Annotated in this window: 19 protein-coding genes; 9 read left to right on the forward strand and 10 right to left on the reverse strand. The window is 66.9% G+C overall.

Annotated elements, in window-relative coordinates; all coding sequences use genetic code 11:
• Nucleotides 1-77 precede the first annotated feature (77 nt).
• The 3 genes from ASG64_RS12565 (at nucleotide 78) to ASG64_RS12575 (ending at nucleotide 2,106) form a co-directional block, all read left to right on the forward strand.
• On the forward strand, nucleotides 78-557 hold the full coding sequence (locus ASG64_RS12565) for a DUF2975 domain-containing protein (RefSeq protein WP_056073927.1): 480 nt from the start codon (nucleotides 78-80) through the stop codon (nucleotides 555-557).
• Nucleotides 557-769, forward strand: coding sequence for a helix-turn-helix domain-containing protein (locus tag ASG64_RS12570; RefSeq protein WP_042574929.1), 213 nt, complete (start codon nucleotides 557-559; stop codon nucleotides 767-769). Before ASG64_RS12565 ends, ASG64_RS12570 begins: the two co-directional genes overlap by 1 nt.
• An 80-nt stretch (nucleotides 770-849) precedes the next feature.
• Nucleotides 850-2,106: an Nramp family divalent metal transporter gene (locus ASG64_RS12575; RefSeq protein ID WP_056074353.1), complete on the forward strand. Its 1,257-nt coding sequence runs from the start codon at nucleotides 850-852 to the stop codon at nucleotides 2,104-2,106.
• A gap of 3 nt (nucleotides 2,107-2,109) precedes the next feature.
• Here the strand turns inward: ASG64_RS12575 and ASG64_RS12580 are convergent, their stop codons facing one another.
• The 4 genes from ASG64_RS12580 to ASG64_RS12595 form a co-directional block, all read right to left on the reverse strand.
• Complete coding sequence (locus ASG64_RS12580; RefSeq protein WP_082043085.1) at nucleotides 2,110-2,403, reverse strand: DUF2516 family protein; 294 nt, start codon at nucleotides 2,401-2,403, stop codon at nucleotides 2,110-2,112.
• Between the two features lie 68 nt (nucleotides 2,404-2,471).
• Nucleotides 2,472-3,332 carry a heparin-binding hemagglutinin gene (locus tag ASG64_RS12585; RefSeq protein WP_056073928.1) on the reverse strand — a complete coding sequence of 287 codons (861 nt, stop codon included), beginning with the start codon at nucleotides 3,330-3,332 and terminating at the stop codon, nucleotides 2,472-2,474.
• Nucleotides 3,329-3,796 carry a helix-turn-helix domain-containing protein gene (locus ASG64_RS12590; RefSeq protein ID WP_042574932.1) on the reverse strand — a complete coding sequence of 156 codons (468 nt, stop codon included), beginning with the start codon at nucleotides 3,794-3,796 and terminating at the stop codon, nucleotides 3,329-3,331. Before ASG64_RS12590 ends, ASG64_RS12585 begins: the two co-directional genes overlap by 4 nt.
• 105 nt (nucleotides 3,797-3,901) lie before the next feature.
• Nucleotides 3,902-5,173, reverse strand: coding sequence for a DUF445 domain-containing protein (locus ASG64_RS12595; RefSeq protein WP_042574933.1), 1,272 nt, complete (start codon nucleotides 5,171-5,173; stop codon nucleotides 3,902-3,904).
• Between the two features lie 155 nt (nucleotides 5,174-5,328).
• Here ASG64_RS12595 and ASG64_RS12600 point away from each other — a divergent pair, with 155 nt between their 5' ends.
• Nucleotides 5,329-6,150, forward strand: coding sequence for a TetR/AcrR family transcriptional regulator (locus ASG64_RS12600; protein WP_082518416.1), 822 nt, complete (start codon nucleotides 5,329-5,331; stop codon nucleotides 6,148-6,150).
• Nucleotides 6,151-6,154: 4 nt separating this feature from the next.
• Here the strand turns inward: ASG64_RS12600 and ASG64_RS21620 are convergent, their stop codons facing one another.
• Nucleotides 6,155-6,331 carry a hypothetical protein gene (locus ASG64_RS21620; RefSeq protein ID WP_156388369.1) on the reverse strand — a complete coding sequence of 59 codons (177 nt, stop codon included), beginning with the start codon at nucleotides 6,329-6,331 and terminating at the stop codon, nucleotides 6,155-6,157.
• 43 nt (nucleotides 6,332-6,374) lie between these two features.
• The gene (locus ASG64_RS12605) at nucleotides 6,375-6,617 is read right to left on the reverse strand and encodes a hypothetical protein (protein WP_156148903.1); all 243 of its coding nucleotides are present in this window, start codon (nucleotides 6,615-6,617) and stop codon (nucleotides 6,375-6,377) included.
• Between the two features lie 204 nt (nucleotides 6,618-6,821).
• On the opposite strand from ASG64_RS12605, the gene ASG64_RS12610 reads away from it, so the two are divergent.
• Entirely contained in the window at nucleotides 6,822-7,394 is a 573-nt protein-coding gene (locus ASG64_RS12610; RefSeq protein ID WP_056073929.1) for a type 1 glutamine amidotransferase domain-containing protein, read from the forward strand.
• On the opposite strand, the gene ASG64_RS12615 is transcribed toward ASG64_RS12610, so the two are convergent.
• Nucleotides 7,395-7,883, reverse strand: a complete 489-nt coding sequence (locus ASG64_RS12615; RefSeq protein ID WP_056073930.1) for a PPOX class F420-dependent oxidoreductase — start codon at nucleotides 7,881-7,883, stop codon at nucleotides 7,395-7,397.
• Between the two features lie 162 nt (nucleotides 7,884-8,045).
• On the opposite strand from ASG64_RS12615, the gene ASG64_RS12620 reads away from it, so the two are divergent.
• Nucleotides 8,046-9,068 carry a sensor domain-containing diguanylate cyclase gene (locus tag ASG64_RS12620; RefSeq protein ID WP_056073931.1) on the forward strand — a complete coding sequence of 341 codons (1,023 nt, stop codon included), beginning with the start codon at nucleotides 8,046-8,048 and terminating at the stop codon, nucleotides 9,066-9,068.
• On the opposite strand, the gene ASG64_RS12625 is transcribed toward ASG64_RS12620, so the two are convergent.
• The 3 genes from ASG64_RS12625 to ASG64_RS12635 all read right to left on the reverse strand — a co-directional run bounded on the left by ASG64_RS12625 (nucleotide 8,994) and on the right by ASG64_RS12635 (nucleotide 12,962).
• Nucleotides 8,994-11,222, reverse strand: coding sequence for a putative bifunctional diguanylate cyclase/phosphodiesterase (locus tag ASG64_RS12625; protein WP_156388370.1), 2,229 nt, complete (start codon nucleotides 11,220-11,222; stop codon nucleotides 8,994-8,996). The genes ASG64_RS12620 and ASG64_RS12625 overlap by 75 nt on opposite strands.
• 126 nt (nucleotides 11,223-11,348) lie before the next feature.
• Nucleotides 11,349-12,428, reverse strand: coding sequence for a PHP domain-containing protein (locus ASG64_RS12630; RefSeq protein WP_056073933.1), 1,080 nt, complete (start codon nucleotides 12,426-12,428; stop codon nucleotides 11,349-11,351).
• A gap of 177 nt (nucleotides 12,429-12,605) precedes the next feature.
• On the reverse strand, nucleotides 12,606-12,962 hold the full coding sequence (locus ASG64_RS12635) for an STAS domain-containing protein (protein WP_042574938.1): 357 nt from the start codon (nucleotides 12,960-12,962) through the stop codon (nucleotides 12,606-12,608).
• A 321-nt stretch (nucleotides 12,963-13,283) separates the two neighbouring features.
• On the opposite strand from ASG64_RS12635, the gene ASG64_RS12640 reads away from it, so the two are divergent.
• The 3 genes from ASG64_RS12640 to ASG64_RS12650 are packed head-to-tail and all read left to right on the forward strand — an operon-like array spanning nucleotide 13,284 to nucleotide 15,400.
• Complete coding sequence (locus ASG64_RS12640) at nucleotides 13,284-13,715, forward strand: ATP-binding protein (RefSeq protein WP_042574996.1); 432 nt, start codon at nucleotides 13,284-13,286, stop codon at nucleotides 13,713-13,715.
• The gene (locus tag ASG64_RS12645) at nucleotides 13,712-14,512 is read left to right on the forward strand and encodes a SigB/SigF/SigG family RNA polymerase sigma factor (RefSeq protein ID WP_042574939.1); all 801 of its coding nucleotides are present in this window, start codon (nucleotides 13,712-13,714) and stop codon (nucleotides 14,510-14,512) included. Before ASG64_RS12640 ends, ASG64_RS12645 begins: the two co-directional genes overlap by 4 nt.
• A 9-nt stretch (nucleotides 14,513-14,521) precedes the next feature.
• The gene (locus ASG64_RS12650; RefSeq protein WP_042574940.1) at nucleotides 14,522-15,400 is read left to right on the forward strand and encodes a PPK2 family polyphosphate kinase; all 879 of its coding nucleotides are present in this window, start codon (nucleotides 14,522-14,524) and stop codon (nucleotides 15,398-15,400) included.
• Nucleotide 15,401: the final 1 nt, after the last annotated feature.

The raw sequence follows: 15,401 nt of genomic DNA on the forward strand, positions 1-15,401 counted from the left end.
GGCGTCGACCTCGGCTGCAGCGACGACACCCTCACTTATCTATTGATTGTCGATAGATAATCGGCGATACTCGATCCATGATCACCGAAGGCCGCGTCATCGCGGCATCCAAGGCCGCACTCGCCTGCCTCTTCGCCCTCCTCGTGCTCCTGCAGGTCATGTCGCTGCCCGGACAGTTCGCCCACATGGCCCGCGAGAGTCCGGACGCGGCCTACCTCCGGTGGCCCCTGACGGCGGTGTCGATCTTCTGGGTGGTGTGCATCCAGGTCGTCGTCGTCTCGACATGGAAGCTGCTGACGCTGGTGCGACGCGACCGCATCTTCACCGATGCGTCGTTCGTCTGGGTCGACGCGATCGTCCGCTCCATCGCCGCGGCGGGCGCCGTTCTCGCCGTGGTCTTCCTCGTCGTCGGATTCACGGCGGACGATCCCGGCCTGCCGCTCCTGCTGTTCCTGTTCTGCATGATCATCGGCGTCGCTGCACTTCTCATGGTGGTGATGCGCGCGCTGTTGCGCCAGGCGACGCCGCTGCGTACCGACATGGACGCGGTCATCTGATGCCGATCGTCGTGCGCATCGACGTCGAGCTGGCCAAGCGGAAGATGAGCGTCGGCGACTTCGCCGACCGCGTCGGACTGACGCCGGCCAACGTGGCGGTGTTGAAGAACGGGCGAGCGAAAGCGGTCCGATTCAGCACGCTCGAGACCATGTGCCGGGTGCTGGGATGCCAACCCGGTGACCTGCTCGAATGGGTCGACGAACCAGAGTGAGCACGGGCTGGATACGGGTGGCCTAACTTCTCCGTACGGCCGAGCGAACAAAAACGGAACGGGTGACCTACACTCACGGAATGGCAGAGCGCGTCGGCACCCGTCTACCCCCCTCGGGCAGCCTCACACCCGTGCGGCTGTTCACCCTGCTGGGCCCGGCGTTCGTCGCCGCGATCGCCTACGTCGACCCGGGTAACGTCGCCGCCAATCTCACCGCGGGTGCGCGCTACGGCTACCTGCTCGTCTGGGTCCTGGTCGCCGCCAACGCCATGGCCGTACTCATCCAGTACCTGTCGGCCAAGCTCGGTCTCGTCTCGGGCAAGTCGCTGCCGGAAATGCTCGGCGCCCGCATGCGCCCCTGGCCCCGGCGGGCGTTCTGGGTGCAGGCCGAGGCCGTGGCGATAGCGACGGACCTCGCCGAGGTCATCGGCGGCGCCATCGCCCTCAACCTGCTGTTCGGGGTCCCGCTGTTCGTCGGCGGACTCATCACCGGCGTCGTGTCCATGGGCGTGCTCGCCGTCCAGTCGCGCCGCGGGCAACGCACGTTCGAGTTCGTCGTCATGGGCATGCTGGCGATCATCACCATCGGCTTCCTTACCGGCCTGTTCTTCACCGACGTCGACGCGGGAGGCGTCGCCGGCGGCCTCGTTCCGGGCTTCGACGGATCGGGATCGGTCCTGCTGGCCGCCAGCATGCTCGGCGCGACCGTCATGCCGCACGCGATCTACCTGCACTCGGCGTTGGCGCGGGACCGTCACGGCGTCGAGAAGGATTCCGGCCGGCTCGATCGACTGCTGCGGGCGACCAAGTGGGACGTCACCTTCGCCCTGATCATCGCGGGCAGCGTCAACATCGGCATGCTGCTCCTCGCGGCCTCGGCCTTCCGCGGCGAGGAGGGAACGGACACCATCGACGGCGCCCACGCCGCCATCGAGAACAATCTGGGTCCCGGCGTGGCCGCGGTCTTCGCCGTGGGCCTGCTGGCGTCGGGCCTGGCCTCGACGTCGGTGGGGTGCGCCGCGGGTGCCGAGATCATGAAAGGTCTGCTGCACAAGCGCATTCCGATCCAGGCCCGGCGCGTGGTGACGTTGATTCCGGCACTCGTGGTGCTGGGCATCGGGGTGGATCCGACGCTGGCGCTGGTGCTCAGTCAGGTCGTCCTGAGCCTGTGCATCCCGTTCGCGCTGATACCGCTGGTGCGCATGACCTCGAGTGCGGCCGTCATGGGCACTCGCATCAACTCCCGCACGACGGTCGTCCTCGCCGTCGTGACGACGGCGCTGATCGTCGCCCTCAACGGGGCGCTGCTGTGGTTGACCGTGACAGGCCAGGGGTAGCGACTACCAGCGAGGTCCGCGCTGGATGTCGTCGACCTTCGGCCGCACGTCGACGAGGTACACGCCGATGGCGACCACGGCGATGATGCCGACGAATCCGACCACCGGGAACACCAGCAGTACCAGCAGGGCGATCGCGAGGATGGCCACCCACCCCGGCTTGTTCAGCTTGTCCGCGGCAGTGAACGCATCGGGACGCTGGCGGATGGCGTGGAACAGCGCGAAGGCGACACCCACCAGGGCGATGAGCTGCAGGATGTTCATGATCGCGCTGGTCGCGCTGTACGCCATGGGCATAGCGGTCATCCTAAACGACACCGACCCCCACGCTGGTCTCGCGTGGGGGTCGGATTTGCCGGGTTCTACTAGCTGGTGGTCTTCTTGGCCGGAGCCTTCTTGGCCGGGGTGGCCTTCTTGGCGGGCGCCGGCGTGGGAGCCGAAGCCTTGGCCGGTGCAGCCTTCTTGGCGGGCGCCTTCTTGATGGGCGAGTCCGCATTGTTGCGCGTCTTGCCCTCGACGGCACCGGCAGCGCCGGACGCCTTGTCGGATGCCTTCTGTCCCGCATCCTTGGCCTTCTGGCCCAGCTCGTCGATCTTCTCGCTCAGCTCGTCGGCTGCCTCGTCGACGTTGTCGACTGCCTCGTCCGCGCCGTCCTTGATGGCGTCGGTGGCCTCGTCGGCACCTTCCTGGACGCGGGTGGACGCTCGCCCTGCCAGTGCAGCGGCGCGCTCACCGACGGCGCGCGTCTGCGAGGCGACGGTGCCGAGGGTCTGCTCGGTCAGGTCGACGGCGTCGTTGGCGGCCGCGTTGGCGCGCTCGAGGCCCTCTTCGACGGTCGGGTTCTTGCGGATGCGCTCGACGGTCTCCTCGCCACGCTCGGCGAGTGCTGTGTAGAGATCCGATGCGACCTTCAGGTACGCCTCGGCGACCTTGCGCAGCTCTTCCGGGGTGAAACGCTCACGCAAGTCGGCGATCTCCTCGGGCAGTTCCTGGGGCAGTGCGTTCAGGCGGCCACGCAGCGTCTCGACGCTCTCGGTGACGTCTTCCTGCAGGTCCGCGAGGCGTGCACGGGCGGTGTCGACGCGGTCGTTGACGTCGGCCTGCGTGCTCTCGGCGCGGTTGCGCACCTGGGCCACCACGTCTGCCACGGCCTGGACCACGGCATCTCCGGCGCCGACGGCGGCGAACAGCGGGGTCTTGACGGTGTCGAACTTCGGGTCGGTCATGTGGTTTCTCCTGATGTCGTTTCTGGTGTGGTGCTGCGGCGGAGCGGTTCGGTGCCGGTCTCGTTCTCGCGGCGGAACGAGTAGAAGATCTCGAGGAGCACCTGCTTCTGACGCTCCGTGATGGAGTCGTCACCGAGCACCGCATCGGCGATAGGACTGTGCGGCCGCTCCTCGAGCAGGCCGGCTCGCACGTACAGGACCTCCGAGGACACGCGAAGACCCTTGGCGATCTGGCTGAGGACTTCCGCCGACGGTTTACGCAGTCCCCGCTCGATCTGGCTGAGGTAGGGATTGGAAACTCCGGCGGAGAGAGCGAGCTGTCGCAGGGACACCTGCGCGGATTCTCGCTGTGCGCGAATGAAACTCCCGATGTCCTGAGTCGCCGTACTGACGACCCGTGCGGCGAGATCTCCGGCCACCGACACCACTGTGGTGTCGTCGCCTTCCTTCTCCTGGGATGCCATTTCGTGAACTCCTCCACTGGTGAAGTGTGTGCCTCGCATTCCAGGGTAACGAAGGGTGCTAGCAATAGCAAGCACTCTGCTAGCACCCCTGCATCACACCGAGAGTCAGCCGAACAGCAGCTGCGATACGGCGTAGATCGTCAGGCCGGCGAGCGACCCGACGACGGTGCCGTTGATCCGGATGAACTGCAGATCCCGACCCACCTGGAGCTCGATCTTGTTGCTGGCCTCGTCGGCGTCCCAGCGAGCCACCGTGTCGGTGATGACCGTGGTGATCTCGTCGGTGTAGTTCTCGACGACGTACCGCACGCCGGCCATCAACCAGCCGTCCGCCTTACCGCGCATCGCGTCGTCGTCTCGCAGGCGGGCGCCGAACTTCTGGACGTTCTCGCTGATCTTGGCGCGCAGGGTGCTGTTCGGATCGTCGACGGAGTCGACGATGAGGCGTTTGGCCACTTTCCACGACGCCGCGGCGAGACCGGTGACCTCGTCGCGGCCCATGATCTCGGACTTGATCGACTCGGCCTTGGCGATGGTCTCGGGATCGTTCTGCAGATCGTGCGCGAAGTCGACGAGGAACTTGTCCGCCGCGAGCCGCAACTCGTGTTGCGGATTGGACCGCACCTTCCACGTGAACTCGACGAGCTCGCGGTGGATGCGTTCGCCGAGAAGGACATCGACGAACTTCGGCGACCAGGACGGCGAGTCGCGGGTGACGATGCGATCGATCGTCTCGAGGCTGCCCTGTGCCCACTCGTGCGCGCGCTCGGCCAACAGGTCGATCAGCGGCTTCTGACGATTGTCCTCGAGCAGCGACGTCAGTACCTTGCCGATGGGCGGACCCCACTGGGGATCACCCAGTCTCTTGACGATCGTGTTGTCGATGACCTGCTGGATGTCCTCGTCGTCGAGTACATCGAGAACACCCCGCAGGATGGTGGCCGTCTCCTCCGCGACGCGATCGGCGTGTGCGGGTTCGGCCAACCAGGTTCCGAGCCGTAGCGGGATCCTGGCGGATTCGACCTTCTGGGACACGACGTCGACGGCGAGGAAGTTCTGACCCACGAAGGACCCGAGGCTCTCGCCCAGCTGGTCCTTCTTGCGTTTGATGATGGCGGTATGCGGAATCTTCAGTCCCAGTGGGTGTCTGAACAACGCCGTGACGGCGAACCAGTCGGCGAGTGCGCCGACCATGCCCGCTTCCGAGGCGGCGCGCACGTAGCCCACCCATTCCCCGGCCCCTCGGGACTCCTGCCACCGGCAGAACAGGTACACGATGGTGGCGAACACCAGGAAGCCGGTGGCGAGGGTCTTCATCTTGCGAAGGTCGCGTCGTTTGACGTCCTCGTCGAATGTCATGAGCTGCACCGAGTCCATTGTGCCGGGTTCGGCCCCGGCACGCTCCCGCCGGCCCGCGCCCGGACGACGCGCACCCGGTGGCGGGCACTACTGTCGAACATGCGGCGTGACGTGCGTCGCGGCACACGAGTGCGCCACGAACGCACTCGGACATCGGGACGGAGAACACGCGCGTGGCGAGCAGATCGGCAGCGAGCAAGACGGACGGGGACAGCGCCGAACCGGGTGACGCCTCCGAACCCACCACACCCTCCCCCGCCGCGAAGTCCGGACCGAAGAAACAGTCCGAGTCCCGGACCGACAAGCCCGACGGCCGCAAGCGGCGCTGGCGCGAGCACAAGATCGCGCGCCGTGAAGAACTGGTCGACGGGACGCTCGCCGCGATCCGACTGCGCGGACGCAATATCGGTATGGACGAGATCGCCACCGAGATCGGCATCTCGAAGACGGTCCTCTACCGCTACTTCAACGACAAGAACGACCTCGCCAACGCGACGCTCGAGCGCTACGTGGAGACCACGTTGGCCCCGCGCATCTACGAGGCCATCAGCGTCGAGCTCGACGAGTTCAACCTGACACGCAGGGTGGTCGCCGCCTACGTCGAGACCGTGGCGGAGGACCCCGAGGTCTACCTGTACGCGATGTCGAACAGCTCGGGACCCAACCGCGACGTCGTGGCCGAGTCCGAGCGCATGATCGCGGAACTCCTCGCGACCGTTCTGGGCGAGCGCCTGCGCCGCATGCAGATGGACTCCGGCGGCTCGCTCCCGTGGTCGTACGGCATCGTCGGCGGCGTGCAGTTGGCGACGCACTGGTGGATCTCGAACCGCTCGATGTCCGCCGAGGACCTCATCGACTACCTGACGATGATGGTCTGGGGCGGCATCCACGGCGTCGCGGAGGCCGGTGGATCACCCGCGCGGTTCAACTCCGTGGACCATCCCCTGGTGGACGACAAACCAGAGGACGACACAGCGGTGGTCGACGACAAGTAGTCGGTCAGCGGTCGTACTCGTCGTCGAGCGGGACGTCGCGGTTCTGCTCGAGCACGTCGGCGTCCGACGCGTCGTTGGAGGCCGCGGAGGCCGGGGTCGGGGAGTCGTCTCCGGGAACGGCGTCGCGGTCCTGCTCCACTGCGTCCTCGACGGGAAGCTCGGGGCTCGTGAAATCGGGCATCAATCATCCCTCCTCTTGGGTGCAGTTCTCGAGAACAGAAAGATTACCGGCGATCGACCGGTATCAGCACGACGGCCATGCCGGCGAGGCCGATCATCAGGAATCCGACCAGCGCGCCCAGGGCGACGGAGTTCACGGCGGCCGAGACGAAGGCGGCCATCCCCGCGCACAGCGCCACCATCAGAGCGATACCGGCGGTGGTGTGCTCGAAGAGGCACGTGGCCACGGGTGCATCGACTGCGTCCTCGATGATCCCGGGAGCAGAATTCGCGGTCGGTGTACTCATGGTGTTCCCCTCTCCGGCGCCACCTCTCGGTGCACTCAGCGGTGCCGACCCGGGCTCGGTGAGCACCCGGTCGCCTGCCACATACCCGCGTCCGGCGCATCCCAACCCGACGAGGCGCGATCCGTTTCCTACCGTCGGCGGCCGGGTAGGTCACGGTCGGCGGTGTCGCATTCGGCGACTGCCGCCGACGAGGAAGGTTGTTCCATGACCGACACACAGGCGACCGAATCCACCCCTGCCGCGGGACTGACCGTCGCGTTTCTCGCGACGGACGGCGTCGAGCAGGTCGAGCTGACGGCGCCGCGGGAAGCACTCGAGAACGCGGGAGCCGCCACCGTCCTGCTGTCGCTGACGCACGGGGAGGTCCAGGCGTACGAGAACGACACCGAGGCCGCCGACACGTTCGCCGTCGACGGACTGGTCTCCGAGGCGTCCGTGGACGACTTCGATGCGCTGGTGCTGCCCGGCGGAACCACCAATCCGGACCGGTTGCGACTCGACACGGATGCGGTGTCGTTCGTCCGTACCTTCGTCACGTCGGGCAAGCCGGTCGGCGTGATCTGCCACGGCCCGTGGACCCTGGTCGAGGCCGACGTCGTCCGTGGTCGGACGTTGACGTCCTACCCGAGCGTGCGGACGGACCTGAAGAACGCCGGCGCGACGGTCGTCGACGAGGAAGTGGTCGTCGACGGCAATCTGGTGTCCAGCCGCAATCCCGACGATCTGCCGGCCTTCTGCGCGGCCGTCGTCGACGCGGTGGTGTCCGCGAAGGGCTGACTACGCGTCGGTCTGCTGCTCGGGGGTCTCGTCGACCGGGGGCGGAAAGCCGCCGGTGGCGATGGGACCCCACGTGTCGATGGACACCCTGATGATGGACTTGCCCTGACGCACCATGGCCTCGCGGTACTCGTCCCAGTCGGGGTGCTCACCGGCGATCGCACGGTAGTAGTCGACCAGTGGTTCCACCGAGTCGGGCAGGTCGATGACCTCGGCGGTTCCGTCGATCTGCACGTACGGGCCGTTCCAGTCGTCCGAGTGGATGCACAGCGTCACCGCCGAAGACCTGCGGATATTGACCGTCTTGGCCCGGTGCGGGTACGTCGAGACGACGATGCGCCCCTGCGCGTCGAGGCCACACGTGACGGGGGAGATCTGAAGCCCTCCCGACTTCTTGATGGTGACCAGTGTCGCGTGATGTCGTTCCGCGACGAAGCGGTGCAGAGTGTCCAGATCGACCCTGTCGGCGGTTGCATACGTCGGTGCCATGACATCGAGGGTAAGTGCACGACGGTTCAGCCGCGGAATCGGCGGAGGACCTCCTGCGCTGGGGATAGACTGCGGCGGGCAGGAAACCACCGGCCCGGACTCACCGGGCACGCGGCAACACCGGGGCGCCGCGGTCGAGAAACACCCGCCACAGGACTGACCGTGACCGAAACGATCCCCGCACCGACCGCGCTGTCCGCTCTCGCGACGTTCGATGCTGCGAGCGCGGCCGTCGTCACCTATCTGGACAGCGTCGTTCCGGCCACGGCATGGGCCGTGACCCGTGTCGTCGACGACAACCAGATCTATCTGCGAGCCAACGACAACGCCCTGGGAATCGACACTGGCCTCGTCGTCGGGTGGGGGCCGTCGCTGTGTCGGAAGATGATCGACGGCGAGATACCTTCGGTCGTCGCAGACATCGAACAGTCGGGTCTTCCTCCGATCGGGGTACCGGGCCACGACCCGGTGCGGTCCTACATCGGGGTGCCCATCCGCCGCGCCGACGGAAGCCTGTTCGGGACGATGTGCGGATACGGATCCCGTCCGCATTCCGAGGACCTTCCCGCCGCGATGCCGGCACTGCTCGAACTCCTGTCCGGTCTACTCACCACCGTCTACGAGACCGACCATGCTCGCGCGAACGCCGAGCGGTCCGCCGAACTCGCGCGACACGACGCCGAGACCGATCCGCTCACCGGTCTGGTGAATCGCCGCGGTTGGAACCGCGTGCTCGAACCGGAGGGTGTGCGCTGGAAGACGTTCGCGGACCCGGGGGCCGTGATCGTCGTCGATCTCGACGGCATGAAGCAGGTCAACGACCTGCACGGTCACGCCGCGGGCGATCGCGTGATCCGGCGCGCCGCCGATCTGCTCCGCGAGTGGGCGCACGATGCCGACGTCGTCGCACGTCTCGGGGGCGACGAGTTCGGCATCCTCGTCTTCGACCGTCCCTCGTCCGACGTGGAGACCATGCTCGACGACCTGTCGTCGTCCGCTGCGCGGGCCCACGTGCCCATGTCGGTGGGCTGGTCCACACTCACCGAGGCCGGGAGCATCGAGGCGTCGTGGTCCGTGGCCGACGAGAACATGTACGTCTCGAAGCGTCGATCAGCTACCCGGTCCGGAGTGGACATCCATCCCACGCCCGGACGCCACCAACGCGCTCACCTCGGCGGGCGGTAGCGGGCGGGCCAACAGGTAGCCCTGGGCGTACCCGCATCCGCATCGGATGAGGCTCTCGAGTTGCGCGGTGGTCTCGACCCCTTCTCCCACGACGTCCAGATCGAAGGCATCGGCGACGGACACGACCGCACCGATCACGGCCTCGGACTGGGCGAGCGGTAGATCAGCGACGAAGGACCGGTCGATCTTGATGCTGTCCAGCAGGGGGAAGCGCATCAGATAGTCCAGCGAACTGTGGCCGACACCGAAGTCGTCGAGCAGAATCTTGATGCCCATGGCGTGCAGTTCGTTCAGGTTGTCGGTGACGGCGGCCGTGTCCTCGAGCCACAGGGTCTCCGTGATCTCGATCCCGAGCAATGACGGCGCCAAGCCGGTCTGCTCCAACGTCCGACTCAATGTCGACGCGAAAGCTTTGTGCCGCAACTGCAACGGGCTCACGTTCACCCGGAGCTCGACGGGGTCACCGGACTGCCACTGCGCAGCCTCCGCACACGCCCGTCGCAACACCCACGCACCCATCGGTCCGATCAGGCCGGCCCGTTCCGCCGCGGGAACGAATTCGGCGGGACCGACCTCACCCAGACTCGACGTGGTCCAACGGGCCAGTGCCTCGACGCCGGTCATCCGGCCCGACCGAATATCGAACACCGGTTGGTACGCCACCGACAGCTCGTCGTGCTCGATGGCCGTTCGCAACTCGGTGGCGATGGTCAGCCGTCGCAACGCCTCACCGCCCTGAACCTTGTCGTACAGCTCGTAACTGCCGGGCCCGTCCTTCTTCGCTCCGCCCATCGCGACATCGGCCTGTCGGACCATCTCGGCGGCCGGCTGTTCGCCGGCTCCGACCGCGATTCCCATGCACGCCGTCACCGTCGTCATGCGGTTGCCGATGGTCAGTGGCCGGCGGAACATCGCGAGGACGCTCTGCGCGATGCCGATCGCGTCGAACGAACTGCGCAGACCCGGACACACCAGCAGGAACTCGTCGCCACCGAACCTGGCGACGGTGTCACCGGGTCGCACCGTGCGGGTCAACATCGGTGCGACCGCGGCGAGCACCGCATCGCCGGCGCCGTGTCCGAAGCTGTCGTTGATCGTGCGGAAGTCGTGCAGGTCCACCAGGACCACCGCGGTGAGACTGCCGTCGGCACGTGAGCTGTCCAGCGCCTCGTCGATGCGCTGGTACGCCAGCGTGCGATTGGCGAGCTGGGTCAACGGATCGTGCAGGCTCCGGTACCGCAGCTCCCGTTCGAGGTCGGACCGACGGACCGCGGACGCCAGCACGTCGGCGACGGTGACCAGGCAGGACAGTGCATCGCTGGTCGGGGTGTGGGGGTGTTCGCTGTAGACGACGATGACGCCCCAGAGTCCGTCGGCACCTCGGATGGGCGCAGCCATCCCGCTGCGCATGCCGTACTTCTCCAGGACCGAGACGTCGAATCTGACCTCGTCGCGGACGTCGCCGCACACCACGACGTCCTGACGGTCGAAGGCGTATCCGGCCAGGCTGTCCGTGCCGGCGGACAACGTGCGGCTGGGTTCGTCCACCGGGACGGTCGACGCCGTGACGACGAGCGTCCCCCCGCCGTGGTCCCGGAGGATCAGGGCATGCGGGACGCCGAAGAGATCCGGGATCGACGCGGCGGCCGCGGCCGCGAGGTCGTCGAACTTCCCCGTCAATGCCGCGCGGTTCAGACCCGCGATGATCCGCTGTTCGCGTGCGCGCAGACGCACCGCGGTGAGGGCATCGACGAGTTCGTGCTCCCGTTCGTCACGCTCCACCCCGTCGACGAGGCTCATCACCACCAGATCGGAGCCGTCGCCTGCACCGAGGTCCCATGCCCGGACTGTCACGGTCCGCCCGCTCTGCCGGTCTCCGAGGTGGACTCGACCGGTCCACGCCGGGGCGACCTCGCCGAGAGGACGCGTGTCGTCCCGCGTGCCCAACTCGTCGAGGATCGTCGACAGGGCGGTGAATCCCACGGCTGTATCGGGGTTGCTCGCATCGGGTGTTCCCGTCGCCGGAAAGCCGAGGAGCTTGCGTGCAACGGCATTGATGTGGTCGATGGCGCCGCAGCGGTCGGAGATCACGACTCCGTCGGCCGACGACGCGGACACCGCCGCGATCACGGCCGTGATCGTCTCGCGTGTCACGGGGGCGTCCGAGGTCGGGTCGTCACGGATTCGGTCGTCAGGGGTCCGGCCTGCCGTCACCGCGTCCCCCCGTGCTCGTAGACCGACCGTTCCGACATTTTTCTCGGGATCGCCCGCCCGTGATTGTTACATCTCTCGCGCACTCTGCCTGTTCTTTACGACCTTTTCGTCCCGGGTGCCCGATGCCGTCCACTCCAGAAGTCGTTCCACCGGCCACGTCGTGATGATGCGGTCCGCAGGAATGCCGACCGCCGCCGCGCGCGCACTGCCGTAGCCCAGCCAGTCCAGTTGCCCCGGAGCGTGGGCATCGGTGTCGATGGAGAACAGACACCCCAGTTCCAGCGCCAGCTCCATCAGGCGTTCGGGCGGGTCCTGTCGTTCGGGTCGGGAATTGATCTCCACTGCCGTTCCGTGGTCCCGGCACGCCTCGAACACCGCGCGGGCATCGAAGGTCGACTCCGGACGCGTCCCCCGCCCGCCCTCGACGAGCCTGCCGGTGCAATGACCGAGGACGTCGACGGACGGATGGGACACCGCCGCGACCATGCGCGCGGTCATGGTGGCGCTGTCGGCGCGCAGATGCGAGTGGATGCTGGCCACGACGATGTCGAGTTCGTCGAGCAGTTCCGGATCCTGGTCCAGGCTGCCGTCGTCCAGGATGTCGACCTCGATGCCGGACAGGATGCGCATCTCGTGATCGTCGTCGTCCGCCGCCATCTCGAGGCGAAGGTTCTCCAGCACTGCCAACTGTGCTCGGAGCCGTTCGGCAGTCAGCCCGTTCGCGACGGTGAGACGCGGCGAATGGTCTGTCAGTACCCAGTATTCGCGTCCGAGCGCCCGTGCCGTGTACGCCATCTCCTCGAGCGGACTGCCGCCGTCGGACCAGTTCGAGTGGGTGTGCAGATCGCCGCGCAACAGCTCGGTCAACTCGGAGCCCTCGGGGCCGATCGGCTGGGCGTCGGCGCGCAGTCCGACGAGATACTCGGGCACCTCGCCCGCTGCCGCCGCGGCGGCGACGGCCGACGTCTTGGGTCCGATACCCCGCAACGTCGTCCACCCGTCCGTGCGGGCGAGTTCGGCCAGCCGGTCGGGGTCCAGCGCTGCCAGGACGTCGGCGGCCGTGCGGTACGCCTTCACGCGACGAGTTTCGGCCCGCGAGCGTTCGAGCCAGAATGCGACCTCGCGCAGTGCCGCAACGGGTTCCATGCCAGCAGAGCCTACGGGCAGGCCGGAGGCCGGTCGAGCAGGAACGGGCAGGCCGGAGGCCGGTCGAGGGTGAGACGGGCAGGAAGCTGCTTCGGACATGACACTGCCCCTGTCACCGACGAACGGCGACAGGGGCAGGTGGGAAGGCGATCCTGCGTGACACAGAACCCCCCGAGTTTATCGGGTGACGCGTGCGGTGGGCTGCCAGCGAGCTGCGCCCATGACGCGGGTGACGGCGTCGCCGACGACGAGCGTGAGGTTCTCACCGTGCTCGGCGTCGAGCGCCGCGACCACGGAAAGCGCTGCGGTGCCGAAGAAGTCGACTCCCGACAGGTCGAGGACGACGGTCTGTCCATCTTCCTCGCCGCGGGTGACGACCTCGGAGAAGGTGGACGCGTTGGACAGGTCCACGCTGCCCGTGACGCGGTAGGTGACGCCGGTGTCGGTCCTCTCGACGGAGATGATCCCGCCGAGCATGACGACGTCGTCGCCGAAAGTGGTGGTGGTCGCTGCATTGAACGTAGAAACAGTCATGATTCTCCAAATGCCGATCGAGCTGGAGAAGCAGAGCAATGGTGCTCCGAAAGTGAAAAGTGGCTCTGTCACATACGAGGTGAGAGAACGGGAGTGCTGGCTACCATCGACGGTGCTTCGTGCGTCGGCTGCTGACTCAACCTCCTATGAACCTACGCCACCCGGGCGGCGATGCCAACCACTTGGCGCGGATCCACCGCTCCGACCTCGGCACCGCACCACCCTGGAGATGCAGTTTCACCGCCTGGAACAGTGGGTATACACATTTGTCCGATACGCCCGGGGTTCGCCCCGATCTACGAGAAAGAAGTGGGAGACTCCATGACACGGGCCATCACGACGGAACCGAACGCTGCAGGGGATGACGCCACCATAGAGCTCGGTGTGCACGCCGACGCCGCGCAACTGTCGGTGACGCGTGCCGTCGCAGCCACCCTCGCGGCACAGGACGACTTCGATCTCGACAGCATCGCGGACATCCGCCTGGCCATCGACGAGTCGTGCAGCCGACTCATCGTGCGGGCGACGCCGGGCGCGCGCCTGCTGTGCACCTTCCTCACCACCGACGACGCGATGCACGTCTCGGTGACCACGACGACCGAGTCGGGCGCGGACCTGGATGCGGCCGGCTTCGGCTGGCACGTCCTCAACGCTCTGACCGATTCGGTGTCCACCTCCCAGTCCGAGGACGCGGACGGAGTCGTCTCCACGACCATCGAGTTCACCAAGAGCAAGCGTGGTTGGGACGAGTGACCCCTCCCGAACGCAAGACCCGTCCACGGCGCTCGGCCGACGAGTACGCCGATGTCGCCGAGCGCTTCACGCGCATCCTCACGTTGGAGGAGGGCGACCCGCTGCGGCGCACGTTGCGCGACGAGTTGGTGACGCGCTGCCTTCCCTTGGCCGAGCACATCGCCCGTCGTTTCGACGGCCGCGGCGAAGCCCACGACGATCTCGTACAGGTGGCCCGTGTCGGGTTGGTCAACGCAGTAGACCGCTTCGACGTCGAGCGCGGATCGGACTTCGTCTCCTTCGCCGTGCCCACCATCATGGGCGAGGTGCGACGCCACTTCCGCGATGCCGGCTGGGCCGTCCGCGTACCCCGCCGCATGAAGGAACTGCATCTGCAGCTCTCGCGTGCGATCGCCGATCTGTCGCAGACCCAGGGTCGTTCTCCGACGGTGTCGGAGCTCGCCGAGTACCTCGATCTCGACCGCGAAGAGGTCGCCATGGGACTCACCGCGGGCAACGCCTACCAGACCCTGTCGGTCGACAGTGCTTCCAGCGGGAGCGATTCCGAGGGGCTGTCCCTGGCGGACACTCTCGGTGACTACGACAAGGAAATGGAGAACGTCGAGAATCACGAGGCACTGCGCCCCCTTCTCGAGAAGCTCCCCGAGCGTGAGCGGAACGTGTTGCTGCTGCGGTTCTTCGGCAACATGACGCAGACGCAGATCGCGCAGAAGATGGGCATCTCGCAGATGCACGTGTCCCGACTCCTCGCCCGCACGTTGGCGCAACTGCGAGAAGAGTTGCAACAGTCGGCCTAGGCTCGCGCCATGAGCCGCCCACCCTCCCCCGGTTTCACCTCGTATCTCCCGAGCAGTCTCGCCGCCGCGTCCACGTCCTGGGCCGATGTGGATGCGGCATCGACACCGGGTTTCGACGGTGACAAGTCGGCCGGGAAGTCGTTGATGTCCGCGCGCGGAGACGTCCTCTCCGAACTGCAGGAGCGCCTGTACGCCGGCGGCAAGAGTGGGCGCACGGAATCGGTGCTGCTGGTCCTGCAGGGGATGGACACCTCGGGCAAGGGCGGCATGGTGCGCAACGTGCTGGGCATGGTGGAGCCTCAGGGTGTCGATCATGCGACCTTCGGGTCACCCACCAAGGAAGAACTCGAGCACCCCTTCCTGTGGCGCGTGGAGAAGAAGCTTCCCCGTCCGGGCCAGATCGGCGTCTTCGATCGCTCGCACTACGAGGACGTGCTGATCGTCCGGGTGAAGAACCTGGTGCCCCCGAGTGTGTGGCGCACGCGCTACGACGAGATCAACGAGTTCGAGCGACGGGTCGTCGACAGCGGCACCCGGGTGATCAAGGTGGCGATGGCTCTGTCCTACGCCGAGCAGGGCCGGCGGCTGGCACGTCGGTTACGGCGTCCGGACAAGTACTGGAAGTACGACCCGAGCGACATCGAGGCACGCGAGCAGTGGCTGTCCTATCAGGAGGCCTACCAGGCCATGCTCGATCGGACGGACACCGAGTGGGCGCCCTGGTACGTCGTGCCGTCGGATCACAAGTGGTACAGCCGCCTCGCGGTCACCGAACTGTTGACCGGGGCACTCGAGTCGCTGGACCTGACGTGGCCGCCGCCGAACTTCGACGTCGACCACGAAAAGCGGCGCCTCGAGGAACTCGAGACGCCGCCGGGGATCGACTGAA

It is taken from the genome of Rhodococcus sp. Leaf247, assembly GCF_001426185.1.
In the GTDB taxonomy this organism is placed as follows: domain Bacteria; phylum Actinomycetota; class Actinomycetes; order Mycobacteriales; family Mycobacteriaceae; genus Rhodococcoides.

What these genes read in the sequence shown, in the direction of transcription:
- ASG64_RS12565 (WP_056073927.1), top strand. Translation starts at nt 78, where the DNA reads ATGATCACCGAAGGCCGCGTCATCGCGGCATCCAAGGCCGCACTCGCC.
- ASG64_RS12570 (WP_042574929.1), top strand. Translation starts at nt 557, where the DNA reads ATGCCGATCGTCGTGCGCATCGACGTCGAGCTGGCCAAGCGGAAGATG.
- ASG64_RS12575 (WP_056074353.1), top strand. Translation starts at nt 850, where the DNA reads ATGGCAGAGCGCGTCGGCACCCGTCTACCCCCCTCGGGCAGCCTCACA.
- ASG64_RS12580 (WP_082043085.1), bottom strand. Translation starts at nt 2,403, where the DNA reads ATGCCCATGGCGTACAGCGCGACCAGCGCGATCATGAACATCCTGCAG.
- ASG64_RS12585 (WP_056073928.1), bottom strand. Translation starts at nt 3,332, where the DNA reads ATGACCGACCCGAAGTTCGACACCGTCAAGACCCCGCTGTTCGCCGCC.
- ASG64_RS12590 (WP_042574932.1), bottom strand. Translation starts at nt 3,796, where the DNA reads ATGGCATCCCAGGAGAAGGAAGGCGACGACACCACAGTGGTGTCGGTG.
- ASG64_RS12595 (WP_042574933.1), bottom strand. Translation starts at nt 5,173, where the DNA reads ATGGACTCGGTGCAGCTCATGACATTCGACGAGGACGTCAAACGACGC.
- ASG64_RS21620 (WP_156388369.1), bottom strand. Translation starts at nt 6,331, where the DNA reads ATGCCCGATTTCACGAGCCCCGAGCTTCCCGTCGAGGACGCAGTGGAG.
- ASG64_RS12605 (WP_156148903.1), bottom strand. Translation starts at nt 6,617, where the DNA reads ATGAGTACACCGACCGCGAATTCTGCTCCCGGGATCATCGAGGACGCA.
- ASG64_RS12610 (WP_056073929.1), top strand. Translation starts at nt 6,822, where the DNA reads ATGACCGACACACAGGCGACCGAATCCACCCCTGCCGCGGGACTGACC.
- ASG64_RS12615 (WP_056073930.1), bottom strand. Translation starts at nt 7,883, where the DNA reads ATGGCACCGACGTATGCAACCGCCGACAGGGTCGATCTGGACACTCTG.
- ASG64_RS12630 (WP_056073933.1), bottom strand. Translation starts at nt 12,428, where the DNA reads ATGGAACCCGTTGCGGCACTGCGCGAGGTCGCATTCTGGCTCGAACGC.
- ASG64_RS12635 (WP_042574938.1), bottom strand. Translation starts at nt 12,962, where the DNA reads ATGACTGTTTCTACGTTCAATGCAGCGACCACCACCACTTTCGGCGAC.
- ASG64_RS12640 (WP_042574996.1), top strand. Translation starts at nt 13,284, where the DNA reads ATGACACGGGCCATCACGACGGAACCGAACGCTGCAGGGGATGACGCC.
- ASG64_RS12650 (WP_042574940.1), top strand. Translation starts at nt 14,522, where the DNA reads ATGAGCCGCCCACCCTCCCCCGGTTTCACCTCGTATCTCCCGAGCAGT.